Genomic DNA, 23,814 nt, shown 5'->3' with positions numbered 1-23,814 from the left:
CGGCTTGCCCTCAGGGATTGCCTATAACAGAGTATCTGCGTCTAACAGCGCCGCAAGCCGGTCCCGCTCAGCTCGGCTTAAGGGTGCTGCCGGCGCGAACTGCTGGCGGCGCAATCCAAACAGGAGAACGATTCCGCCCGCTGCAAGCACCAAAGCTGGCATTCCCCAGAGGAAAGCGGTTTCCAAGTCGAGTGGCGGCTTCAGCAGGATAAAGTCCCCGTAACGCTTTACCACAAAGGCGCGGACCTGCTCGTCGCTCTCGCCGAGTTTAAGTCGTTCGCGCACCAGCAGTCGGAGATCCCGCGCGAGCTCTGCTTTCGAATCGTCGATCGACTGGTTTTGGCAGACCAAGCAGCGCAGCCCGGCGGAAATAGCGCGCGCGCGTGCCTCAAGTTTGGTGTCGGGCAGCACCTCATCTGGCTGCACCGCCCTTACTAAGCTGGGCGCGAGGCCCGCGAGCACAACCGAAATCAGAAAAATGCGATGAAGCGAAGTCATTCGGCGGGCTGCGGCGCTGCGGGGTTGGCGGCGAGGCGAACGCGAGCCGCGCGGCGCGCGAAGCCGATTCTGAGGCGTCTATCGGACAACGACACGATCCCTCCGAACGCCATGATGATGGCGCCGATCCAGATGGCTGTCACAAGCGGCTTCCAGAACATGCGCGCATCGATCGAACCATCCGGGTGCTGGTCCCCGAGCGAAATGTAGATCTGGCCAAAACCCAGCGTCACGATGCCTGCCTCGGTGACGGCGGTCTGCCGTGCGGGAAAGCTGCGCTTGGCGGGCTCGACGGTGGCCACGGCCGCGCCGCCCCGGCTGATGACCGTAGAGGCCAGGACCTCGGAATAGTTCGGGCCCTGTCGGGATCGAAGATTGTCGATGGTGGCCTGATAGGGGCCGAGATCGATCCCTTGGCCTAGCTTCACGGTCGCGATCCGCTCCACGCCCCAACCGGTCGCCGCCAAGCCCATGAGTGTCACGCCAAGGCCGGCGTGAACAATCGCCGCCCCCCAGGCGGAGCGTGGCAGCCCGACCGCGCGGGCCAACATCACCCGAGCGGGTTGCCCGCGTACCCCGATACGCGACGCCACATCGGCGAACGAACCGACGATGAGGTAGAGCGCGAGGCCGAGACCGAGCGCGGCGAGGACGGGGCCGCCTCGGACAGCAACGAGCACAAGCGCGACCAGGACGCCCCCCAAGGCTGCCACCGTCACCCGTTGCGCCGCACCGAGCAGGTCGCCACGCTTCCAGGCGAGCGACTGACCGAGCGGCATCAGCAGAACGATCAGCGATACTACCGGAGCGAGCGTCAAATTGAAAAATGGGGCGCCGACCGAGATCTTGTCCCCGGTCAGAGCCTCAAGCGCGAGCGGATAGAGCGTGCCGGTCAAGACCGTAGCGCAGCAGGTGGTGAGTAGCAGGTTGTTGACGGCGAGCGCGCTCTCGCGTGAAACGGGCGCGAACAGAGTACGCTGGCTCAGGGAAGGTGCGCGCCAGGCATAAAGAGAGAGGGAACCGCCAATGAACACCGTCAGAATGATCAGGATGAAGACGCCGCGCGCCGGGTCGCTGGCGAAGGAATGAACGGAGGTCAACACCCCCGAGCGCACCAGGAATGTGCCGAGGAGTGAGAGTGAGAATGTAAGTATCGCCAGGAACAGCGTCCAGATCTTGAGGGCTTCGCGTTTCTCCATGACGGCAGCCGAATGTACGAGCGCGCTACCCGCAAGCCAGGGCATGAGCGACGCGTTCTCGACCGGATCCCAGAACCAGAAGCCGCCCCAGCCTAAGGTGTAATAGGCCCAGTACGAGCCCATGGCGATGCCAAGCGTTAGAAATATCCAGGCAATCAATATCCAAGGCCGAACGTAGCGGGCCCAAGCGGCGTCTAGTCGGCCGCTGATCAGCGCCGCTACCGCGAACGAGAACACGATCGAGGAACCGACATAGCCGAGATAAAGGAGCGGCGGGTGTATCGCGAGGCCCGGGTCTTGAAGCAGCGGATTGAGGTCCTGGCCTTCAAAGGGTGCCGGAAATCGTCGCACGAAAGGATCGGAGGTGAACAGGATGAAGCAGAGGAAAGCAAGGGAGATCCAGCCTTGGACCGCTAGCGTATCGGCGCGCAATTCCTTCCCCATGCCGCGTCCGAGAATCGCCACTGCCGCTCCGAAGGCCGCGAGGATCAGAACCCAAAGCAGCATGGATCCTTCGTGATTGCCCCAGACGCCGGCGATTTTGTATATAAGTGGTTTGGTGGTGAGCGAGTTCTCGGCGACTGTCACGAGACTGAAATCGGACACCACATGGGCGTAAGTCAGTGCCGCGAACGCATAACCCAATAACAGGAACTGAGTGATTGCGGCCGGGACCGCAATGGAAGCGAGTCCAGAATCACCACTACGGGTCCCCCAAAGCGGCAGAACTGACTGAAGCAGCGCAACGGCGAGAGCCACAGCGAGTGCGTAGTGTCCGGTTTCGACGATCATCCTTTCGTTCCCATCGGCTGTGATGTTTCGCGGAAGGCGGCGCTATTGCGCTCGCGCAGATTTTCGTTCCGCCAGGTGCCTTGTTGCTTAAGTTTGTCGGCTACATCCTTGGGCATGTATCGCTCGTCATGTTTGGCGAGCACGGAATCGGCCTGAAAGAGGCCCGGTCCCTCCACCGTGCCCTCGGCCACGACGCCCTGTCCTTCACGGAAGAGATCTGGCAGCAATCCAGTGTAGCTGACCTTGACATCATGCTTGAGGTCAGTCACTGCGAAGACAACCGTCGACGATCCACCATAGGTAAGCGAGCCAGGTTTCACCAAGCCGCCGATGCGCAGACGGGTTCCTCGCGGCGGCGCCTTTTCGACTATGTCGGTCGGCCCGTAGAAGAAGACAATACTATCACGCAACGCAAATAGTATGAGCCCTACCGCGATGGCTAAAGTGAAGCCTGCTGCGCTGATGATGGAGAGGCGCCTGCTCTTTCTAGTCAAAGTCTACCCCTTCAAACCAAGCTGCCTGACGAGTTCATCGATGCGCGCTGGCGCTTGCGCATCGCCTGCTAACTGCGCACGTGCGCTTGCGACGGCCGCCTCGGCTTTCTGGCGTTCACCCAATATGACGTAAGACCTGATCAGATGCAGCCATCCCTGAAGGTCATGGCCGTTCTTCGAGAGCTTCTCGGCGAGCCCTCCCACCATCTCGCGGATCGCGTCGCTCCGCTGCTCCGGGGGAAGCGCTGCGATGTCAGCCCGGGCTTGTCCGGCACGGATGTCAGGAACGGCGGCAGCGAGGGTGACGTCCCCACCCGTGCGCCTGGATGCGATCGGCATGTCAGGCTGGCTGGGAGCGCCGACGTTGAGGTACGACGCGAGCGCGACGAGTGGCAGAACCAGGACGATCGCGAAGGGTGCAGACGCGCGTCTCGGCTGCCAGGGCTGCGATGGACGCAGCCGGCTCTCCGACGGGGAGTCGAGTGACGCGAGCAGCCGGCGTTCGATCTCCGAACGCGTCGCCACGGCATCCTCGGGCGCTACGAGCCCGCGGCAAACGTCATCATCCGCCTCGGCCAGAAGGCCGCGATAGAAGGCCACGTCGGAATCGCGAGCGCCAAAGCTCTCGCATCGCTCGGAGAGCGGCCGGGCCAGCGCCAGCGCGACCGCGGACGTCATCATTGCAAAGACAGCCCAGAGCACGTTTCAAGGCCTCCATCCGTTTTCGCGACAGCGCAACGCACCCCGTTGTCGGGCATCCGCCGCGATTGAAAATCGGACTGCTTCTGGGTGTGCGCTTCCATGGTCCGATCGTTCACTCCTGAATAATGGAATCCCCTGCCGCCGAGGCGAAACACTTTCTTCGCATGTCTCGCGCAGGGATGGGCATCGTAAGGCAGTCGTCATGGACGTTCTGCTTCAGCAATTGCAGCCATCAAAGCAGGTCGGCTTGCGTCCGAGATGCCACCAACCAGCTTGTAGGCAATTGTGCCATCGCCCTTGATCACATAGGTCTCAGGGACGCCATAGACGCCGAAATCGATCCCCGTTCGGCCGGACCGGTCAGTGCCAACCTGCGCGAAGGGGTTCCCGTTGGCGGCGAGATAGGCTAGCGCGTTTCTGGGATGGTCCTTATAGACGATGCCAGCAAGCTTCACCCCCTGTCGCTGCAGCGTCCGGTCGCTCGCCAACGCCATCAGCGCCCCTTGCTCCTCCTGGCACTCGAGACACCATGACGCGAAGACGTTCACGATGGTCACGTGCCCCCTCCGCAGATCGGCGCTCGACAAGCCAGGTGGACCGGACGTCGAAAGCCCATCGAGTGGCTCTAGCGCAAACTGCGGTGCTGGCTTGCCGATCAGAGCCGAGCGCACGAGCGATGGGTCCCCGGCGGCGAGCCGCACCAAGAGTAATGTCGAAATTCCGAGGAAGACCAGAAGTGGGATAATCACCCACAGGCGGGCGAGTGCGCGTCGAGGAGCTTCGGCGCTTGCTGGGAGGTCAATCGACGCTGGAATTTTGCTCATACGTGTCCGTTCGGATCCGAGTGATCAAGTAGCAGGCGACGCAAGCTCCGGAGCTGAACGCGATAGTCGATGAGGACCGCCGCGATCATCCCGGCCAAGATGGTGCCCGTCACCAGAAAAGCCACCGTGATGAATCCGCCATGCTGCACGATGATCTGCTCAGGACGCTACTTCGGTAGCCAGCATACGAGCCATCGCGGGTTCGCCTGCGGCCGCCAGCGTGATCGCAAGCCGACGCACTCGGCGTCGCATGATCTCGTTACGGACCGCCATTATGTGGAGGGTCGCGAACAGAAGCGCGTATGCGAGCGCCATAACGATTAGCGGCCACAACATCGAGCCAGCAATCGCCGAACCTTCGATCCGGAGAACCGAAGCCGGCTGGTGGAGAGTATTCCACCAATCGACCGAGAACTTCACGATCGGTATGTTGATGGAGCCTACCAAGGTCATGATCGAAACTGCTCGTGCCGCCCTACTCGGGTCCTCGATCGTCTGCCAGAGCGCGATCAGACCGAGATAGATGAGAAAAAGAACCAACATGGAGGTGAGCCGTGCGTCCCAGACCCAATATGTGCCCCACATGGGTTTGCCCCAAAGAGAGCCTGTGACGAGGCAGATGAAAGTGAAAGCTGCGCCCAGCGGCGCAGCCGCCTTTTGAGCTGCATCGGCGAGTGGATGACGCCAAACTAGAGATCCGAACGCAGACACCGCCATGAACGTGTAAGCAAGCATCGCTGTCCAGGCGGCGGGGACGTGAATGTACATGATGCGCACCGTCTCGCCCTGCTGGTAGTCGGGTGGCGCGGCGAACGTTCCAAATAGACCAAGCGCGAAAGCGAAGGTCGTCGACCCCCAAAGCAAAGGCACCAGCTTTGCGGCAATACGCACGAAATTGCCGGGGTTGCTGTAGCGGGTGAAGCTCAGCTTCAAATTTCCGATCTCCTCGAACCCATCCTGCAGGTGGGGAATTCGCTCGCTTCCGGCTGCGGCTCGCGACGAAGGTCCGTGCCATTAGCGCATCTGCAAGCCGATGAGTATTGGATCACAGGTGAGACGATTTCGCCAATTACCTTCAGTAATCGTTTCGATGCCCACGCCCGAGGTCTCCATCGCGTGATGAGGCAGATGATATGACAATCATCGCGGCCGGCGCTCTCGACACTCCCAGCAATCTGCCGGAAGGTCTCGGTTGAGTCCGGAGGCTATCTGCGTTGGCGGCCGTTAGCGTGAGCAACTCCCTTCGCACGCGATGCGCACGATCGTCCCCCGGAAGAATGCATGTCCAAAGAGAATTCTAATTTCGTCGGCCACGTCCAATCCCGAGGTCCATGGGCCGGCCGAGCACGCGCGGCCGCTTCGACAAGTATTGATGCAGAGCTCCCTGCCGCGCGCGTGCGGCAAACGAGCCGCCCACGAAATTACCGAGGACTTTGGCCCAGCTGTCACCGTCTCGCTGATCACCGTCTCCGTGGCGGCGCTCACGTAAACCAGCCGAGCGGCTCCGGCCAGCCGGACCGCGATCATCGGAGCTGATGTGTCACTGGTCAAGCCACGCCCCTCCACCAAGCAGTTCAGGAAGTGAGGTCACGCTGTTCCATGGGACCACTCTTCGCGAGCTAACGGAATGCCTTTTTGGGTACAGGACCAATCATTCATGCGCCCGGAGCCATCGACTGAAAGACTTCGTCGCGTAGATAGAAGTAGTGGAAGAGAGCCGCGGCTGCATGCACGCCGGCGACCCAGAGGATGGCGTTGCCGAGGGTGGTGTGTATTTCCATGATCAGCTGCCCCAGTCCATGCGCCTTCGCGATCTGGGGGGCGATGTCGAATCCGGGAAGGGTGACGGGAATCCCCTCGAGCCAGGTACCGAGCACCGCCGTTCCTGGAATCGCGATGAGGAGCGCATAAAGCGCGAAGTGAACGAGCTTAGCGGCCGCCGCCATCCATCGCGGTATCCGCTGCTGCGCGGGCGCGCCGTCGATCAGCCGCCATAGCAACCGCAGCACTACAACAATGAAGACGAGCACCCCGAGCGTCTCGTGAATCCTGCGGAGCCCGTCCGCGGCGGCTGAATAAAGCGAATCGCGGTCGCCCTTGCTCAACACATAGCCGGCGAGAACCAGCACGACGGTCAGCCAATGGAAGGCCTGAGCACCGGCGCCGTAACGAGAGGGAGTGCTGCGCAAACCGATGATCTAACTCCGATGGCCCGCCGCAGCGGTTGATGAACGGTGGCGGCGCGTCGCTAGAGATTTGAGCGCTCGATAGGATGGCCGTTCCCCCGGGTCGCTCGACTTTACTTTACGACAACAGCATCGCCCAGGGATCCCCAATCGGTGTCCGAGCGTCCGGAACCTTTCGACCCAGACTGCAGGAGGAAGATGATCATCGCCGCGGCCATAGAGATTTGGGGGCGTTCGCCAAAAAGCAACTGCCGGTTAGCTTCGCTGCGTCGCGCTCACAACCGAAGTAGCGGCGGAAGTCTTCGCCACGGGGTCATGCCCGGCGACATCGCGGGGCCGGGATACTGAACTTGGCGTACTTCGATCGCGGCCCCCACTCCTCCCGCCCGCGCGACGCACGCCAACCTCGATTGGCCCAAGGGCGGAAACGGGAATCTCTGGAGGTGCGGCTGGTGGTGTTCCGAGCTACGGCGTCACGCGGCCCGGCGGCAATAACGATCGTCTATCGACTCTATGGCGGGAGGTGATTTCCCTCTCCGGCGTTGCAAGGTCATTCTCCAAAGCATCGTCGTACCGAAACCTTCAGTGCCGCCACCGAGACGCGAAGCCAGATTGAGAAGCCAGGAGGCTCGATGTGCAAAGCAACGACGTAAACGCAGCCGGAGTGAATCGTAAAGAGGCCGCCTATTTCGGTGTGCCGTGGGAAGATGCCTACAGATACGCACAGGCAATCAAGGTCAGCGACACGATCCATGTCTCCGGCCAGCTCAGCCACGACGAGAAAGGTGGCCTGATCGCGTCTGCTCCTCTCGATGAATCCGGCAAGCCGGCAGAGTTCTCGATGATGGAACAGCAGATGCGGGCGACTACGCCAATGCCGTCAAGTTCTTCGCGCGTCGGGGCAACGCTGGACAACGTCGTCGAGAAGACGGACAGGCGGATGATGTCAGATAGCGCTGCGGCCATTCCGCTTCGCGCAGGCGCTCCGGATGACCGCGTTCTGGCGCGGGTGTTCGCCGCTTACGTGGCGTCGGCGACAATCTGGCTTGTATTCACCACGGCCGTGGGGCTCCTGGTCAGCTTCAAATTCGCTTACCCGGATTTCGCCACCACGCCGGCGCTGTCGTTCGGACGGCTGCGTGCGATCCACACCAGCGGAACATTTTATGCGTGGGCGAGTCAGGCGCTGATCGGGCTCGCGCTGTTCATCGCCGCGCGTAGTTCGGGCGTCGGCAAGCCTCTTAGTGTCGAGCGCTATCTCTGTCGGCGGCGGCTGATCGGTGACCGGATCGGGCGTTTCGTCGAGGTAGATGCGGGTCGGCGTCCGGCGCCTTCGATTCCAGGTCCGCAATGGCCCTGGGATCACGGTTGCCGGGCTTGGTGATGGCGCCGTCGTTCACGGTACGGTGCGCTTCATGGTCAACGCGTTGGGAGCGGAAGAGCCGTTCGAGCCGCACCGGGCGGAATCGCCCTCGCCGATCCCGGTTTGGGTGTGGGTGCTGAGTCTGCTGATCGTTGCTTGGACCGCCTGGTACATCGCAACCCTTTGGAACGTTTCGGCGGATTACGCGAAAACACCAACCTATTCCACATCAATGGATCCATTCAAATAGCGCTCCCGAGATCAAACGAGCTCAACGAAGAGCTGTGGCTGCTGACCCATCCGGATATCCACAATTCAGGATGAATATACGCGTTCATGACACACCGCGTGGAGGCGATCCGAAAGGGACGCGATCTGATCGAGGGCTTTGGCCCTTGACGACGGAGACTTCGCTTGGATTAGGGTGATGCCGCACATGATATTTCGACCGCCGTTCTCTACCTTTATAGTTCCGTTATGAACGCTGGTGATGGCAGCTCACGTGCGGCGTTTCAGCTCCACCCCTTCGACTTGAAAGGATGCATGGACGCATTCGGCGCACTCGCATCCGAAGGCGCAAGCTCCATTCTCGTCGAACCGGCACTCTTCGTTCTCGGCTTGGTCCAGCGTCTTTCGAAAGTTGCGACCTATTGGCTGCTTCTCCGTTTCGGGCGAGTGTGAGCTGATGAAACACGGGTCCGAGGGAAGATGCTCATGCAAGGCCACACCAGAGTTCCGCCGTGCGGCTAAACCAGCAGGCGCCGATTTTATAGCTACTTACGCAGCTCTACGCAGCTCTTGAAGTTGGTGAACTACTCAAGAAGCAAGAGGTTTGATCGTGGAAATTCGGCTTGGTACCAGGCGAAGTGATTTGGCCCGCTGGCAAGCCAATCACGTCGCCGATCTTATTCGTGCCGTCGAGCCGGCCGCTGAGGTACGAATGGTCTTCGTTAGTTCGGTTGGCGATAAAGATCGACGGTCGGGGTTTCAGCAGATTGGCGGAATCGGAGCATTCACGAAGGAGAGCGAAGACACGCTTCTGCGCAACGAAGTTGACCTGGTCGTTCATTCCCTCAAGGATCTTCCGACAAAATTGCGGCCCGGCTTGGTATTGGCGGCCGTTCCCAAAAGAGAGGATCCTCGCGACGCGATTTGCGGCGTTACACTAGATCAGCTACGGCCGGGGCTGCGCGTCGGCACTGGATCAATTCGTCGCAAAGCTCAACTTCTTGCTCTATGCAGTGGTCTGGATATTCGCCCCATTCGAGGGAACGTTTTTCCAAGGCTGCGAAAGGCAAAGAACCGAGAGGGAATAGACGCGACTCTATTAGCAGCGGCGGGGTTGTCCCGGCTAGGATTGCTACATGAGGCCTCACAGGTTCTAGACGCGCACTTTTTCCCGTATGCAGTCGGCCAAGGTGCTCTCGCGGCCGAAGTTCGCGAAGAGGATACGGCACTCATAGCGCTGCTTCAAAAAATTGAAGACCGGCAATCGCGCACTGAAGTGGATGCAGAGCGCGCATTGATGAGAAGTCTCGATGCGGGTTGCAGCCTACCCGTCGGAGTCTCTGCCAGATGGCTCGCCGGGACACTAACACTTCGAGGACAGGTGACTCATCCGGATGGCCAAACGAAGATTGCCGATGAAAGCGTGGGTCGGGCCGATCAAGCCGACGCAATTGGCAGAAGTCTCGGGCATAAACTTCTTCAGCAAGGTGCGGAGGAGATATTGAAGGCTGGGCGCATTACTGTGGAAAAGCCAAGGCCAATCTGAATTCGTTACCTGGCATGACGACTTATGTTCTTGGGAAACCAGCATAGCTGGCAACCCCAGAACGCCGCATGTGACTTCAGCGAAACGAGTTGCAAGGCCCGAAACCTGCCCCAACCGCTCGAAACGTAATGCTGTCGGGCGCGTTTGCTGCCCAGCGCGCGAACACTCATCCGCAATTCGCGTCGGGCGCGTCAAGCTGTATCTCGACTTAAGCGCATGGCAACCTCTTGCCGCGCCAAGCCGGATGGGTCAAGGCCAGCACACATGCGGGTCCCGGGCGCGGGCGTCTGGAGAATGCCATGTAGCGTTCGGAAAACGACCGGTGATGCGTCTCGAGAACGACAAACACGTGGTAGCGCCGTTCCTCGTGTAGGCGAGCAAGCCCGGCGGAAAAGAAATGATCTAGGTTATAGAGCAAAATCTCCGTCGGGCCTGAAGGGTGCGGCCGGTCCTCGGGAGGGAAGGACCGGCCGCGGGGAGCCACGGCGAAGGGACGGGGCGCCGGGGCCAAGCAGTTGGGAAGCTGTCTCCCTCTGCTAAAAAAATTGGTATCCGACGCGAGACGTCGATGCGAGTAAAGCAGTCCAAATCTCGACAAATCGTGCCGAATGCACATCGCAGTGCATCGGCCACATTCGCCATGAGAAGCGATCGCTTTTCACTCTAAGCTCCCCTGCCGTCCTGTTCGCCGATCACACAGCGCCACGCCGCGAGGCGTTCGGCCGGATGGTACTTCATCCAATCGGCGAGCTGAGGCGCTCCCATCAGGCAAGATTGCATCGAGATGTCAGCGAAGTCCGAGGTGGTGACGGTCTGCTCGTGGCAACTTGCCGGAGACGACAGGCTGCAGAGCACGGCAATGATTTTGATCATGAGAAAACGCCCTTACCGCGTTGGACATTGGTGCCAATGACCCTCTGAGTTGCGGGCGCCTTGTCCCGCTGCTCGTTGACGGGTTCGGCCGGCGGGAAGACACTGTCATATATCGCGCGGGCCTCCCGAATGAGGCGGATTCGCTCTCGCTCGGATTTTGAGACAAATCGGACAACCTCGCCCATAATCGCTCCTTTGAATTATGCTCGTCATTCCTCGTGCTGAAGTGGGATTGTGACGACGCCGACTTTGAAGCCCTGCAGGTCGAAGAAATAGAAAACGCGTGACGGGCCCGAATGTTGGAAGGGCAGTCAGTCCTTCGTCTGGTCGGCCGAGATCGCTTAAAGATTTCTAGCCTGCACCGCTGCCCGTTCCTCTCCTGTACGCGGCCAACGGTTTCTACCGATCAAGGGAGCGCGCTTTCATTGACCTTGCGGCGCCGAGGCTGAAGAGATGCCTTCGCATGGCCCCAGCTGCCTGCTTTCCAGGTGGGACCTTTGATCCGAAGAATCGCCCAGAGTTAGTGACCTCAATTCGGCTCACCGAGCACGAAAGTGAAGGGCACAACGAAGAGCTCATCGCCTTGGTCGTCGCTAACGTGCAGGACCCAGTCACGCCAATCCTCGAGGCTGCGCTCGCCGGTTAAGGATTGCACGACACGGGTCGCGTGATCGCGCGCCTCAGCAAGATCTTCCACCACGGCGCCGTGGCGATCGACGAACACCTTCTTCGTGTTCGAGCAGTGGAAATATACCTGGGTCATGTTCAACCTCCTTCAAATGCGACGGTTCACCGCGATACGTAGAATCATCGGAATTCCTCCTGTTCATGGTCGGGCATAGCGCCGCGCCAGCTGGCTGTGATACCTGCATGTCGGCGCTCTGCGGCGCCTCTTCCAAAAGCTCCTGGCGCGAAGCCCCCCAGAGCAGAGCAGTCCCGACGATTGCCGAAAGAGCCGACGCCGCGAGCACGGCGATCTTGGCGGCCGAGAAGTCGGTGTCGCTTGGAAACGCCTGCCCGGCGATGAAGAGCGACATCGTGAAGCCGATGCCAGCGAGGGCGCCCGCCCCGGCCAGCTGCCGCCAGGTGTACTCCGCCGGCTTGACGCCTATGCCTGCGCGCACCGCCGCCGCGGCCGCGAGAAAGACGCCGAGCGGCTTTCCTATGGCAAGGCCTGCGACGATCGCGGCCATCAGCCAGCCATGCCTAACGAAGACGCCCGGGGTGATCGCCACGCCCGCATTAGCCAGTGCGAAGATCGGAAGCACTGCGTAGCTCGACCGCGCGCCAGCGTGCCGTAGCAGCCGATCGGCGGGCGATTCAAGTCTGTCGTAGATCGCATCGAGTGCGTGCAGTGCCGGTGTAGAGGGCCCATGCCTGAGCACCTCGCCCTCATGCCGGGCCTCCGAGGCGATAATGGTGCTCGCTTGCGTCATCAGGGCGGCCAAGTCGGCGGGCGGCCGTGTCGGAATGAACAGCGCAAGTACCGCGCCGGCCAACGTAGCGTGGAGGCCACCCATGTAGACGAAAGACCACAACGCGACGCCCAACAGGAGGTAAGGCGAGAGAAGGTAGACCTTCGATCGGCTCAGCAGCGCCAGCGCAACCACAACCGCCACGGCCGCAGCAAGGTAGGCCGGGTGGATCTCGCTAGAGTAGAACACGGCGACGACGACGATCGCACCAATGTCATCGACGATGGCCGCCGCGGTAAGGAAAATGCGCAGCTCGACGGGGACGCGGACGCCCATCACGGCGATCACGGCAATCGCGAACGCGGTGTCGGTCGCCATCGGAACACCCCACCCGCGTGACCACGGCCCCGCAGGGATGACCAGCGCATACAGAAGCGCGGGCACGATCATGCCGCCGAGCGCGGCGGCGATCGGAAGCGCGGCGGAGCGACGGCTCGCGAGGTGGCCAACTGTCATCTCGCGCTTCACTTCCAATCCCACGACAAGGAAGAACACCGTCAGCAGGCCGTCGTTGACCCAGTGCAGGATGGACATCCGAAAGGTTGCATTGCCCAGGTTCACGCCGAGCTGCTGGCGCCAGAGCGCCTCGAACGCCGGGCTGATCGGCGAGTTCGTCAAGACGATCGCCGCCACAGTCGCGAGGACGAGCAAAATGCCGGCGGACGGGCCCCAGCTCGCGAAGTCCAGGGTTGCCGTACGGACGCGGTGGCCGAGCGTGCCAAGCATCGCATCGACGAGAGAGCTCTCATCCCAGGGCCCGTCGTAGCGCCGCCGGTTGATGTAGAAAGTCGGCGTGAATCTCACGCCGCTTGCGCGTGCGCTTGCGACGTCCGCCTCCACCCTCGCCCTAGCGCGCCGCATAGCGTCGCTGTCGCCGAGCGCGAAGTCGGCGTTCACGCCGAGGTCGGCGGCCACCGCGAGGAGGTCGGCCTCTGTGAGCTGCATCGACCTCGTCATCAGCTTGATGTGCGCGGACCAGAACGCTTCGGGCGTCTGGGCAAGCTCGGCGAGCTCGGCGGCCCGAAACGAAAGGCTGTTGTCCGTGAGTGGCCTGTGGCGGAAGGCGTAGCAGACGCGGTCGCCAAGTTGGTCGCGTGCTTGCGCGATGCGCTCGTTGGCAGCCCTGCAGTGCGGGCATGCGTAGCTGCCGTACTCGACGAGCGTGATCTCGGCATCGGCGGGGCCGAGCACGTGGTCCTTCTCATGCTCGACCGGACGGTCGAGGCGGACGGGCGGGATCATGAGCTCCATCGCTAACTAATCTGCAGGCGCTCGCGCCGGGTACGACATCGGCACAGCCCGTCACGAGTTGACGACGTGGAATATTCCGCCGTTAGGTGACGGCGTGCACGCGATCTCCGTGCCGACGATACTGCTCTGTACCGCCGCATCGCCGACGCGCGGGAGACGGAGGCGCACCAGCGTGCCGGCACCTCGCTCGCTCTCTATACCGATCGCGCCGCCTCGCCCTTCGGCGAAGCGCCGGACCTGGGCGAGTCCGAGGCCTGTGCCGGTGCCAGCAGCCTTTGTCGTGAAGTAAGCGGTGAACGCCTGCGACAGGACCTCCTCGGGCATGCCCTCCCCGTCGTCGGCGACGACAATCTCGATGAATTCCCGCGCTGCGGCAGAGGAAGATTCGACGTTCCGCGCCGCAACGGTGATCACGCCGCCATCCGGCATAGCATCGGCCGAGTTTCGGCAGAGTTTGAGCAAAGCGAAGTACAGCTCTTCCGGGTCGGCATTGAAGGCCCATAAATCAGGGGCGATCTCGGTGTGCACCGTGATGTCCGGACGCAACGCCCGGTCAAGCAGGCCCGCTATCGCTTCGAGGCGACTGCCTGCGACATCCGCGTTGATCGAGGTGGGGCGCGGTCGCGCAGCGTCGAGGAGCCGCCGGGTAAGCAGCGCGCCTCGGGCGATTGCCTCCTGCATTTTGTCGACGACGGCCTTTCGGCACGCAGCATCGCTCTGGCACTCGAGCAGCCGCAGGCCGCTCCCGATCACGGCGAGAAGGTTATTGATGTCGTGGACGACGAACTGCGCCACGTCCGCCATCGCGCTCATTCTCGGCCGCTCGCCAGCGGCGACCGCAGCTCGCGTGTCGGATCGCGGGCTGGCGCGGCACAAAGTCCCCGAGACTTCGCCGTCGGACCCGACGAGCGGGATCTCCACGCACCTCTCGCGGACGCCGACGGCCCTTGCGCTGAACGCACGCTGCACTCCAAGCGCGACGCCGGCGCTGTCCACGAGCACGATGACATCCTCCAGCGGCAGGCTTTCGACAGAGCCGGGGAATGAAACGCCAATTGTCTCTTTGATCTGCATGTCGGACTTCCTGGCCAGTGATTCTCCAACGGAACGCCGGCTTCGGCCCGATCAGCTGAGCGGGCGACGATCGATCGAAGATTAAGTCCACGACGGTCGAAAGGAAAATCACCTCGCGCCATGGAGTCGATAGCCGACCGTTATTGAATGACTGATGACGCCTGGAGCGCGGGTGCTGTGCGCCGCGTCTCTCTGCGGGGACTCGCCGAGCAGCAATGTTGGCCGACGCGAGCGTCCAGAACAGTTGACGATCTTCCAAAGGACACTTGTCGCGGCAGGTTCGGCCAAAACTCCTCGGCGAATTCGGTCATGGTTCCAGGCAATCGGCAGGACGGCCATAGGCCGACAGGATGGTGCGGTCCATGTCGATCAGCATGGCGCGCGGCCGCGGCGGCATCACGGTTACGGCCACTTCACCTCCGGCGGCAGCGACGACAGGATCGAGTCCACGTTGCCGCCAGTCTTCAGCCCGAAAATGGTGCCGCGGTCGTAGAGCAGGTTGAACTCGGCGTAGCGTCCGCGGCGGATCAACTGCTCCTCGCGATCGGCCTCGGTCCAGGGCGTCGCAAAATTGCGCCGCACAAGCTCGGGATAGATCTTCAGGAAGGCGCGGCCGACATCCTGGGTGAGGGCGAAATCGGCGTCCCAGTCGCCGGAGTCTTGCCAGTCGTAGAAGATGCCGCCGATGCCGCGCGCCTCTTTCCGGTGCGGCAAATAGAAATATTCGTCGCACCAGGTCTTGAGTTTGTCGTAGTCAGCAACGCCGTTCGGCCCGGAGCACACGTCTTTCATCGCGGCGTGAAAGGCGATCGTGTCCGGATCGTCCTGCGTACGCCGCCGGTCGAGCACGGGGGTGAGGTCGGCGCCACCGCCGAACCACGCCTTATTGGTGACGACAAAGCGCGTGTTCATGTGCACGGCCGGCACGTTCGGATTGCGCATGTGGGCGATCAGCGAGATGCCGGAGGCGTAGAAGCGCGGATCGTCCGTCGCGCCCGGGATCTGGGCGCGGAATTCGGGAGCGAACTCGCCGTGCACGGTCGAGCAGTGCACGCCGACCTTCTCGGACAGGCGGCCGTGCATCATCGACATCACGCCGCCGCCGCCGGGTGCGCCGCTGTGATCGGTGCAGGCCCACGGCGTGCGCACGAAACGGCCAGCCTCGCCGGGATAGAGCTTTGGCGGGGCGTCATCCTCAAGCCGCTCGAAGCTTGCGCAGATGTCGTCGCGCAGCCGCTCGAACCAGGCGCGTGCCCGCGCCTTGCGCACCTCGATCACTGATACATCCATGGGCATTCCCGTCTACAGAATTCCAGTCCTGTTTTGATGCCAATCACCTGGTGCCGAGCATCTTGTGCGTCTGCACGCTGAGCCGCCATTGCGGATGAGAGAGGCAATAGTCGATCGCGCGCACCGTATTCTCGGCGAGCTCGGGCCCGTTCGATCGGCTGCAGCGCGAAGCGCTCGAAGGCGAGGCGTTCGAAGGCATCCGGCATGGCCTGCTCTTGCGGATAGACCCGCTTTAGCTCGTGCTGCGCCGCAGCACGAGCTCGGCTCCCGCTTTTGGGGCTGACGCAGATCCAGTCGAGCCCCTCGGGCGACAGGACCGGTTGGTCTCCAATTATCTATCAGGCACGCACCTGCCACAGCGTCGCCGCAAGCACCATATAGGCAGCGCAAGTCCACAGCGACTGCCAGTTAGCCGGTCCTTCGTTGAACTCTGTATAAATCGCGGCTCCGAAAAAGAGGCCAGCGAACAGCGATTCCGCCATAGGGCGGATTCCTTTCTTCGGCGGATTGAAGAGCGTCATAGCCGCAAAGGGCAGCGCGGCCATGGTGAGCGCCGCAAAAGGAAAATCGATAAAGCGTGGGTCAAACACAAGGCCGAGTGCGGTCGCCGTGCCGATCACCACGGTTACGATCCAGACCAACCCGTGCACGACCGCCACAGCCGATTCAGTCTGGTAGTCCCTCGGACCCAGCAATTCCAGAAAACTGGGCGATGGGCGACCCGACATAAGAGCATTGGCGCCAAACACCGGCGAAGCAGTTGCCGCCAGCAGAAGCGAGCCCCACAGAAGCCAGCCACCAGCTCCGTTGCTTTCAAAGACCATTTTCTGGGCAGCCACCCCAAAAATGGTTCCGGCTGTGGTTGCAGATACTCCGACCGCAATCCATGACACCAGTCCGGACTCTCTGGGCTTGCGGCGCAAGGTCAGCCATGCCGCGCCGAATGCGAGGATTGCAAGCGCCATTCCGCTGCCCATTTGCAGCTTCCAGAGCGGAAAATTGCTGATGGGGACTCCGGGCGGATATTTCAGCGTCCGCCGCACGGGATGGAACAAGCCCCAGGATCCGCCAACCGTTCCCTCAATCTCTCGCTTCCAAGATTCGTCGTAAGCCTCGAACAGGTTGACGCGGAAATTCTCGCGCCGGGCAAGGTCGAGCACCTCAGAGACTACTCGGGCCTGGTTGATGCGCGACGGCAGCGCTGATTCACGCATCCGCCCCTCACTTGGCCAACCTATTTCTCCAATGAAGATTTCCTTGCCCGGAAAAGCCGACGCTACCCGTCGGTGGATCGTGTCAACGTGAGCGGCGGCCAATTCCGCCCGGATCGGAACGTTCTCCCAATATGGTAGGATATGAATCGTGACGAAATCGACGGCGTCGTATAGTTCGCGGTTGCTCAGCCAAAACTCCCAGACATCGGCATAGGTAACAGGAACGCTAACCTGCGCCTTGACCGAGCGGATCGTGGCGGCGAGGTCAGAAGCTGTTATGTCATGACGCAACAAAGTCTCGTTTCCGACCACGAGTGCGATGACGGTCCCGGGATATTCCTTGGCGAGACGTATCGCCGTTGATATTTGCGTCAAGTTCTTCCGCCGATCCCTGTCAAGAAAAATGCCCTGAATGACTTTCAGCCCCGCCTTGGCCGCGAGTTCGGGGATTTGATCGAGACCAAGATCGGTCGCATAGGTACGGATGCAGTCGGAGATCTTAGCAAGCTGGGCAAGATCTTCTGCAATCTGTTCCCGCGATACCTGCGTCGCCGCCGAAAGTGACGTCTGATTGCCGCGGAACGGGGCGTACGATATGCATTGAACTTTGTCATTGGGATCGATCGGTGCCCGCGCCAAGTTCACTGGTATGCCCAGCCACCACCACACCGCGGCGATCGCGCCTAAGGAGATCAGTAGAAGCGTGAGCGGCGCGCGGAAAGAAGCCAGTTCCGTCCTCCTTGCAGGGCGGATCTGCTGGCTTCTCCCAACGCCAAAGACAAGCATGTCGAAGACCCATTTCGGAAGTCAGCCCTAGTCCAGCAATGGACGAATATGCTTTGATGCGAAGAGTCTCAATTGTATTTGGACATTATTCTTTCGCTGCCGAGCGCGTGGACCGGCGATTGGTAGCGGTGCTGCTCGCATTTTGTTGGAGGCGGCGATGCAAGGCGACAGCTTTCGGGTCTCCGCGATCATCTCAGTCAAGCTCGTCACTAGCCGGTCCATTCGTCTGTAATTACGACGAGCATGCCTTCTTCCTCAATCAGGACGATGGCGATTTGAAGTCCTGTTCAGTAGCGCTTGATCCCCGCTGTGTGCCCTCGGCGATGCTGCCGTACGGACGTATGCAGTCCCGACACGCCGCCAAGCGGTACCCGCGAGACCATCCCGTACGCGGAGTATCCGCGGTCATCGTTCGAATAGATGGAGAAGTTGGGGTCCGCGGCTGCGGCCGCGGCAGGCTCTGAAACTTCCCATGCCCACGCCGGCGTCGCAAGGAGCGCGGAAAGCACGACCGTTGCGCCCAGAAATTTGACGCTGCTCATGTCATCCTCTTTTACGTGCGCGAAACCCAAATACGGGCGACGATAGATCGAAGATTGAGGCCATGACCATGGAAAGGAAAATCACCTCTCGCCATGGAGTCGATAGCCCATCGTTATCGAAATGAGTGAGCGCCGCTGCAGGAGCTTTGCGCCGCGCTTATCTGCGAGGACTCGCCCGAGCACCACTGTTGCCGGTTCTCTCGCGGCTATCTTGCCGGCTGCGCGGCGCCGGAGGCGGCTATGAGAAAATAGCTTTACTAGCCGATTACACAGCAATACGGCTGGCGGCGCGACCGCCGTTTTAAGCCGAAGGGACGGCGTCGCGGTAACTGAAAACGGACCAACTGCTCGGTGAGTGCGCCGCGTGTGGCGGTTCTCCCTGAGGGAAATCACCACTCTTCATCGAATCGATAGACGATTGTTATTGCCGCTTGCCGCGCGGCATGACGCCATCGCAGCCTGAGCAACTTGTCTTGATTTATGAATGGAAGTGAGGACTGTCGCAGCACAATTCCCCTCCGCTATGGAAACCATAAGTACCGGCCATTGGAAACTTTCGTCCCGCGCTGCGACCAATGAGAGCCACTGTCCGAGATTTCATCGAATGCCCGGGGCAACCGTTTCAGCCAACACGAACAGGAGACGCTGATGTCCGCTTCCTACTGAACCCGAAGGCATTGTCACATCGCTGCTCGAGCGATTTCACTCCGGCGGGGTCAGCGCATGGTGGCATTGATGAGCCAGAGGCTGTGTTCATCGCAAATGACGGGCGAACCATCACTGATCACACCGAGATCGCCGCGCGACTCGAGCGGGATCTCAGGCTCGGCGAGCGATATCATGCGCCCGCGGCGCAGATGGACGATAGCGGTACCTGATCGACAATAACCAAAGGACGGCAGTGCGATGGCCCCGCCATGACATGTGTGAGCCATGGCAGCCCTCGGCGATGGAGCCGCTCTTCAGCTTGGGCGCGACGATCACCGCCACCCAATGAACTAACTAGTCGGAGATTTTGGACCTGTGCGCCCGAATTCTCGGCAGACGACAAATGCACGGTTCGATGCGAAACTTGGCACCAGTAGTCAACCATGCTCACCGGAGCCGAACGCTACGGCTGGCATTCTTATCTGCGGTAGTTTCCCTAGTGATCTCGTTTGCCACGGCGGCCGCTCCGATCCCCCTTTTCAACATCTACCGAACAGAGGACGGGTTGAGTAACGCCGGCATCTCGATGGCCGTCGTCGCCTACACCGTCGGCACCATCGCCGCACTGTTGGTGCTGGGACGACTGTCCAATCATCTGGGCCGCCGGCTCACTGCAATCACTAGCCTCAGCCTTCTCCTGCTGGGCTGTCTGTTGTTGCTGAATGTGCACGATATCGACACCCTGCTGGCCGGTCGGCTCCTCGTGGGCGTCGGTACCGGGTTGGCCGGCAGCAGCCTGACCTCCTACATCGTCGATGCCGCACCCAGCAGACCGGAATGGCTGGCGTCCGTCGTCTCCAGCCAAGGACCAATGCTCGGCGTCGCTGTCGGCGCCATCGCCTCCGGCGCGTTGGTCCAGTTCGGCCCCTGGCCACGCCACCTCATCTACCTCGTTTGCGTCTGCTTCCTATTGCTCTCTGCTGCACTCATCACCATCAGTCCGGAAACAGCAACACCGACGCCGGGCGCTTGGCGATCGCTATTGCCCAAGGTCAGCGTACCGGCCCGGGTGAGGTATTTCCTCCCTGTCGCGGCGGCGGTATTCCTGACGACTTGGGCGAGCGGGGGCTTCTATCAAGCGTTGATGCCTGCGCTTGTCGAAGATCAACTCCACACCCGGAGCCCGTTGATCCTCGGGCTGGTGTTCGCCGCCTATATGACCCCCAGCGTTCTCGGCGCTCCCATCGGAGGCCGCTTCACATCCGCGGTAGCCCAACGCGCCGGTATGATTACCTTCCTGGCCGGAATGATCGGCATCAGCACTGCGATCGCCGCCGGCACGTTGTTGTTGTTCATCATCGCAACCATGGTCGCCGGCACCGGTCAAGGCATCGCCATCAGCGCCGCCACACGCGGCCTGCTGCAGGGCAGCACCATGGCCGAACGGGCACCGATCTTCAGCGCAATCTACCTTCTCTGCTACAGCGGCGCCGCCTTCCCGAGCCTCATCTCCGGCCAACTTTCCAACGTGTTCTCGCTACAGAAGATCGCGCTCGGATACGGCGGACTTGCCGTCGTGGCCACGCTGTTCACTGTTCTCTGTGCACGCAATCCGCACGCCGACACGACGGGGAACAGGACATGCGACAGCTCGAATTCTACCAGTTCACCAATACAGGGAACAGTGTCATGAGACTCGTCGCTGTCCTAGGCGTCGCTTTATCCGGCTTGAAGCGCAAATTGTCGCCGGAACATACCCACCAAAGAGCCGAATGACAGAGGAGATCATTCCCATGAAAGCGATCGTTGTGACGGACCAGGCTGCGGGAACGGCCGGGATGAAGCTGGTGGAGCGGCCCGAGCCGCAGGCAGCGATAAACGACGTCGTCGTTCAGGTTCATGCGTCTGGATTCACCTCGGGTGAGCTGACGTGGCCTTCGACCTGGACCGATCGCCTCGACCGTGACCGGTCGCCGACGATTCCCGGCCAGGAGCTGGCGGGTGTTGTCACCGCTCTCGGCTATGGAACGACGGGGCTGTCGGTGGGACAACGGGTGTTCGGTCTCTCGGACTCATATCGCGGCGGCACCTTGGCGGAGTATGTGGCCGTGGAGGCACGCAACCTCGCGCCGCTGCCGGGCGACGTCGACTTCTCGGTGGGTGCGGCCGTGGCGATGCCGGGCCTGACTGCTTGGCAGGGACTGTTCGTGCACGGTCGCCTTCAGGCGGGGCAGAGCGTTCTCGTGCACGGCGCGGCCGGCGCAGTCGGCTCGATGGTGACGCAGCTCGCACGAGAGGCCGGTGCCTACGTCATCGGCACCGGACGCGCTGCCGACCGTCAGAAGGCGCTCGACTTCGGCACGCAGGAGTTCGTCGACCTCGAGAACGACGTTCTCGAAGACATCGGCGGAGTCCATCTGGTTTTTGACGTCATCGGCGGCGACATCGGGAAGCGATCCGCCGGCCTGATTCGAACCGGAGGAACGCTGGTAACCATCGCCGGGCCGACCGAGGCGCGGCCCGCCGACGGCTTGGCGATCGACTTTGTTCTGGTGTCCGATCGCGCCCAACTGAGCGAGATCGTCCAGCGGGTACGGGACGGACGACTGCGTACAAACATCGGCAACATCGCGACCCTCGACGAGGCAGTCGCCGCTTTCAATCCGACCAGGCGGATCAGCGGGAAGACGATCATCCGAGTTCTTCCGTGAGGAAACAGCGAGGGCGAGCGGTTCTCCGCTCCTACCTGGACTGTCGGCGCCTTCCTCGCGGTCCCGTGTGCTCGTCACGGCGGCGGTGGCCTCCATCCCGTCGTCTCCCAGCTGATCCTCACGGTCGTGCCCGGCTGCCCATCCCAAATAAGCGTGTGCCGCGGCCGTATCGTTGCCTGCTTTTCTGGATGCGCCCACGGCCAGTTCGGCGCGCATCCAGGTGGAAGATTCGGCCATGTCCCGGCTCAGCTCGGCCCGCCCATCTAGGAGGAAGAAAGTGACAATCGATCATCCAATTTTTACGCGCTGGCCGGCGCAGTACCCCAATCGGCTGCAACTCTTTTCCACCCCCACGCCCAATGGGGTGAAGGTCGGCATCATGCTTGAGGAAACGAGCCTTGCTTACGAGCCGCACCGGATCGACATCATGACGAACGAAACTCACGACCCGGCCTTTCTCGCGCTCAACCCCAACGGAAAGATTCCCGCAATCTACGACCCCGATGGGCCGAGTGGCACGCCGCTGGCGCTGTTCGAGTCGGGCGCGACCCTCCTCTACCTTGCCAACAAGACAGGACAATTCATCTCGGCCGATCCAAACACCCGCTACGAAACAATCCAGTGGGTGATGTGGCAGATGGGCGGAGTCGGGCCGATGTTCGGCCAGGTCGGCTTCTTCAACAAATTCGCCGGCAAGGCCTATGAGGACAAGCGCCCGCGCGACCGCTACGCAACCGAATCGGCGCGGCTGCTCGGTGTCCTCGACGAACGGCTCGCAGGCCGCGACTGGATGATGGGTGCTGACTACAGCATCGCCGATATTTCGCTGCTCGGCTGGGTGCGCAACCTGATCGGCTTTTACGAAGCACGCGATCTCGTCGGCTTCGACCGCTTTCTTCACGTGCAGGCGTGGCTCGCCCGCGGCCTCGCCCGGCCGGCGGTGCAGCGCGGGCTGCAAGTGACAGCCGGCTAGAAGGGTTCGCGAGGAATAAAGAGTGGATATTTATGATTGAAATCACTGCCGACATGGAGGCAATCATCAAGCAGGCGATATTGTCGTTTGTCGCGACAGTCAACGAAGATGGAACGCCCAATCTTTCGCCGAAGGCGTCTTTGACGGTCAGAAACGGCGTTCTCTACTTCGCCGACATCGCCCTCGCCCCGGACGATACTGAACCTGAAGCGCAATCCCGCCGTCGAAATTAACGTAGTCGACATCTTCCAGAGGCGCGGTTATCGATTCAAGGGCCTTGCGTTGATACTGCCGCCAAACGATGACGAGTCCTTCATGATCGCCAAGTGGGTTCGGGCGACGAATGGCCCAAAGTATCCTGTCGATCACCTTGTCAAAATCGAAAGCAGTTCAATCAGCCCGTTGCTATCCCCAGCCCATGTCTTTGCTCACCCTCCTCGAAGTCAGGACGAAATCAGGAGCAATTACTATCAAAAGTACAGTGTGAAGCCCATCCGAGCATAGGTGCAGGCTCCGCGAAAAACAAAGACCGGCCGATGCTCAGAGGGAGAAAGCCCATGAAGATCCGAACAATCATCGACCCCGCCTCGGCTGCCATAGCCTTATTGATGGCCGCCCCATCTACGCCCATGATAGCGAAACGCAAACCGTCACGAAGAACTTTGAGGCGGCGAGTCCTAATATCCTTGGCAAGTCGCTGATCGCAGCCTCCGCGCTCCACACCACGCGCGAAGTCGGCTTTCATCTACGCCTATGGCGCTGCCTTCCACCGCGCGATCAGACCGATCGGCGTAGATGTAGAGCGGACGCGCCGTGCCCTCCACGACTTCTCGCGAAATCACGACCTCTTCCACACCTTCCAGGCCCGGCAAGTCGAACATGGTCTCGAGCAGGATCGCCTCGAGGATCGAGCGCAGGCCGCGCGCGCCGGTCTTGCGCTCGATCGCCTTGCGGGCGACCGCGCCAAGCGCCTCGTCGGCGAAGGTCAGCTCGATGTTCTCCATCTCGAACAGCCGCTGGTACTGTTTCACCAGCGCGTTCTTCGGCTCGGTGAGGATCTTCTTCAGCGACGTCTCGTCCAGGTCCTCGAGCGTCGCCACGACCGGCAAACGACCGACGAACTCAGGAATGAGGCCGTATTTCAG

24 protein-coding genes and 2 pseudogenes are annotated in these 23,814 nt (G+C 61.3%); 7 read left to right on the top strand and 19 right to left on the bottom strand.

What is annotated here, in order from left to right; translation table 11 throughout:
- Positions 1-21 precede the first annotated feature (21 nt).
- The 8 genes from BLV07_RS37590 to BLV07_RS37555 form a co-directional block, all read right to left on the bottom strand.
- Positions 22-498, bottom strand: coding sequence for a cytochrome c-type biogenesis protein (locus tag BLV07_RS37590; RefSeq protein ID WP_091896173.1), 477 nt, complete (start codon positions 496-498; stop codon positions 22-24).
- Complete coding sequence (locus tag BLV07_RS37585; RefSeq protein ID WP_091896170.1) at positions 495-2,489, bottom strand: heme lyase CcmF/NrfE family subunit; 1,995 nt, start codon at positions 2,487-2,489, stop codon at positions 495-497. Before BLV07_RS37585 ends, BLV07_RS37590 begins: the two co-directional genes overlap by 4 nt.
- Positions 2,486-2,983 (bottom strand): cytochrome c maturation protein CcmE, encoded by a 498-nt coding sequence (gene ccmE / locus BLV07_RS37580; RefSeq protein ID WP_091896167.1) that lies wholly within the window; start codon positions 2,981-2,983, stop codon positions 2,486-2,488. Before ccmE ends, BLV07_RS37585 begins: the two co-directional genes overlap by 4 nt.
- 3 nt (positions 2,984-2,986) lie before the next feature.
- On the bottom strand, positions 2,987-3,685 hold the full coding sequence (ccmI, locus tag BLV07_RS37575) for a c-type cytochrome biogenesis protein CcmI (protein WP_091896164.1): 699 nt from the start codon (positions 3,683-3,685) through the stop codon (positions 2,987-2,989).
- Positions 3,686-3,885: 200 nt separating this feature from the next.
- Positions 3,886-4,509, bottom strand: coding sequence for a DsbE family thiol:disulfide interchange protein (locus tag BLV07_RS37570; protein ID WP_091896161.1), 624 nt, complete (start codon positions 4,507-4,509; stop codon positions 3,886-3,888).
- Complete coding sequence (gene ccmD / locus BLV07_RS37565; protein WP_283806577.1) at positions 4,506-4,658, bottom strand: heme exporter protein CcmD; 153 nt, start codon at positions 4,656-4,658, stop codon at positions 4,506-4,508. Before ccmD ends, BLV07_RS37570 begins: the two co-directional genes overlap by 4 nt.
- Before the next feature lie 10 nt (positions 4,659-4,668).
- Complete coding sequence (locus BLV07_RS37560; protein WP_502690281.1) at positions 4,669-5,436, bottom strand: heme ABC transporter permease; 768 nt, start codon at positions 5,434-5,436, stop codon at positions 4,669-4,671.
- Between the two features lie 728 nt (positions 5,437-6,164).
- The gene (locus BLV07_RS37555; RefSeq protein WP_244551343.1) at positions 6,165-6,698 is read right to left on the bottom strand and encodes a cytochrome b; all 534 of its coding nucleotides are present in this window, start codon (positions 6,696-6,698) and stop codon (positions 6,165-6,167) included.
- Positions 6,699-7,329: 631 nt separating this feature from the next.
- On the opposite strand from BLV07_RS37555, the gene BLV07_RS49245 reads away from it, so the two are divergent.
- From BLV07_RS49245 to hemC, 3 genes are all read left to right on the top strand, one after another.
- Positions 7,330-8,079, top strand: coding sequence for a cbb3-type cytochrome c oxidase subunit I (locus BLV07_RS49245; RefSeq protein ID WP_244551342.1), 750 nt, complete (start codon positions 7,330-7,332; stop codon positions 8,077-8,079).
- A 31-nt stretch (positions 8,080-8,110) separates the two neighbouring features.
- Positions 8,111-8,308, top strand: coding sequence for a hypothetical protein (locus BLV07_RS37540; RefSeq protein ID WP_176946022.1), 198 nt, complete (start codon positions 8,111-8,113; stop codon positions 8,306-8,308).
- A 588-nt stretch (positions 8,309-8,896) separates the two neighbouring features.
- Positions 8,897-9,832, top strand: coding sequence for a hydroxymethylbilane synthase (gene hemC, locus BLV07_RS37535; protein WP_091896260.1), 936 nt, complete (start codon positions 8,897-8,899; stop codon positions 9,830-9,832).
- Positions 9,833-10,495: 663 nt separating this feature from the next.
- Here hemC and BLV07_RS37530 read toward each other — a convergent pair.
- The 10 genes and pseudogenes from BLV07_RS37530 to BLV07_RS49890 all read right to left on the bottom strand — a co-directional run bounded on the left by BLV07_RS37530 (position 10,496) and on the right by BLV07_RS49890 (position 19,179).
- Entirely contained in the window at positions 10,496-10,705 is a 210-nt protein-coding gene (locus BLV07_RS37530; protein WP_091896149.1) for a hypothetical protein, read from the bottom strand.
- Positions 10,702-10,890, bottom strand: a complete 189-nt coding sequence (locus BLV07_RS49240; RefSeq protein ID WP_091896146.1) for a hypothetical protein — start codon at positions 10,888-10,890, stop codon at positions 10,702-10,704. Before BLV07_RS49240 ends, BLV07_RS37530 begins: the two co-directional genes overlap by 4 nt.
- Before the next feature lie 344 nt (positions 10,891-11,234).
- Positions 11,235-11,468, bottom strand: coding sequence for a DUF6894 family protein (locus tag BLV07_RS49235; protein WP_091896143.1), 234 nt, complete (start codon positions 11,466-11,468; stop codon positions 11,235-11,237).
- The gene (gene nhaA, locus BLV07_RS37515) at positions 11,386-13,371 is read right to left on the bottom strand and encodes a Na+/H+ antiporter NhaA (protein ID WP_244551341.1); all 1,986 of its coding nucleotides are present in this window, start codon (positions 13,369-13,371) and stop codon (positions 11,386-11,388) included. Before nhaA ends, BLV07_RS49235 begins: the two co-directional genes overlap by 83 nt.
- Positions 13,372-13,482: 111 nt before the next feature.
- Entirely contained in the window at positions 13,483-14,505 is a 1,023-nt protein-coding gene (locus BLV07_RS49895) for a two-component system sensor histidine kinase NtrB (protein WP_091896136.1), read from the bottom strand.
- A gap of 402 nt (positions 14,506-14,907) precedes the next feature.
- The gene (gene hemF / locus BLV07_RS37505; RefSeq protein WP_176946021.1) at positions 14,908-15,795 is read right to left on the bottom strand and encodes an oxygen-dependent coproporphyrinogen oxidase; all 888 of its coding nucleotides are present in this window, start codon (positions 15,793-15,795) and stop codon (positions 14,908-14,910) included.
- 43 nt (positions 15,796-15,838) lie between these two features.
- Positions 15,839-16,112: pseudogene (locus BLV07_RS49225) on the bottom strand (radical SAM family protein); the annotation flags it as partial.
- A gap of 21 nt (positions 16,113-16,133) precedes the next feature.
- Entirely contained in the window at positions 16,134-17,795 is a 1,662-nt protein-coding gene (locus tag BLV07_RS37500) for a glycoside hydrolase family 17 protein (RefSeq protein WP_143035624.1), read from the bottom strand.
- Between the two features lie 287 nt (positions 17,796-18,082).
- Positions 18,083-18,337, bottom strand: coding sequence for a hypothetical protein (locus BLV07_RS37495; protein WP_143035623.1), 255 nt, complete (start codon positions 18,335-18,337; stop codon positions 18,083-18,085).
- A 716-nt stretch (positions 18,338-19,053) separates the two neighbouring features.
- Entirely contained in the window at positions 19,054-19,179 is a 126-nt protein-coding gene (locus tag BLV07_RS49890) for a hypothetical protein (protein WP_283806575.1), read from the bottom strand.
- Between the two features lie 305 nt (positions 19,180-19,484).
- Here BLV07_RS49890 and BLV07_RS37490 point away from each other — a divergent pair, with 305 nt between their 5' ends.
- The 4 genes from BLV07_RS37490 (at position 19,485) to BLV07_RS49220 (ending at position 22,902) form a co-directional block, all read left to right on the top strand.
- Positions 19,485-20,678 carry an MFS transporter gene (locus BLV07_RS37490; RefSeq protein ID WP_244551340.1) on the top strand — a complete coding sequence of 398 codons (1,194 nt, stop codon included), beginning with the start codon at positions 19,485-19,487 and terminating at the stop codon, positions 20,676-20,678.
- A 100-nt stretch (positions 20,679-20,778) separates the two neighbouring features.
- Positions 20,779-21,696 (top strand): NADP-dependent oxidoreductase, encoded by a 918-nt coding sequence (locus BLV07_RS37485; protein WP_091896254.1) that lies wholly within the window; start codon positions 20,779-20,781, stop codon positions 21,694-21,696.
- Between the two features lie 235 nt (positions 21,697-21,931).
- On the top strand, positions 21,932-22,669 hold the full coding sequence (locus BLV07_RS37480) for a glutathione S-transferase N-terminal domain-containing protein (RefSeq protein WP_210187839.1): 738 nt from the start codon (positions 21,932-21,934) through the stop codon (positions 22,667-22,669).
- 32 nt (positions 22,670-22,701) lie between these two features.
- Entirely contained in the window at positions 22,702-22,902 is a 201-nt protein-coding gene (locus BLV07_RS49220; RefSeq protein WP_244551339.1) for a pyridoxamine 5'-phosphate oxidase family protein, read from the top strand.
- A 522-nt stretch (positions 22,903-23,424) separates the two neighbouring features.
- Here the strand turns inward: BLV07_RS49220 and BLV07_RS37470 are convergent.
- Positions 23,425-23,814, bottom strand: a pseudogene (locus tag BLV07_RS37470) (ClpB D2-like domain containing protein); the annotation flags it as partial.

The sequence above is a fragment of the Bradyrhizobium sp. Rc2d genome (assembly GCF_900099855.1).
Taxonomy (GTDB): domain Bacteria; phylum Pseudomonadota; class Alphaproteobacteria; order Rhizobiales; family Xanthobacteraceae; genus Bradyrhizobium.
This window is presented reverse-complemented; position numbering and strand designations above follow the sequence as displayed.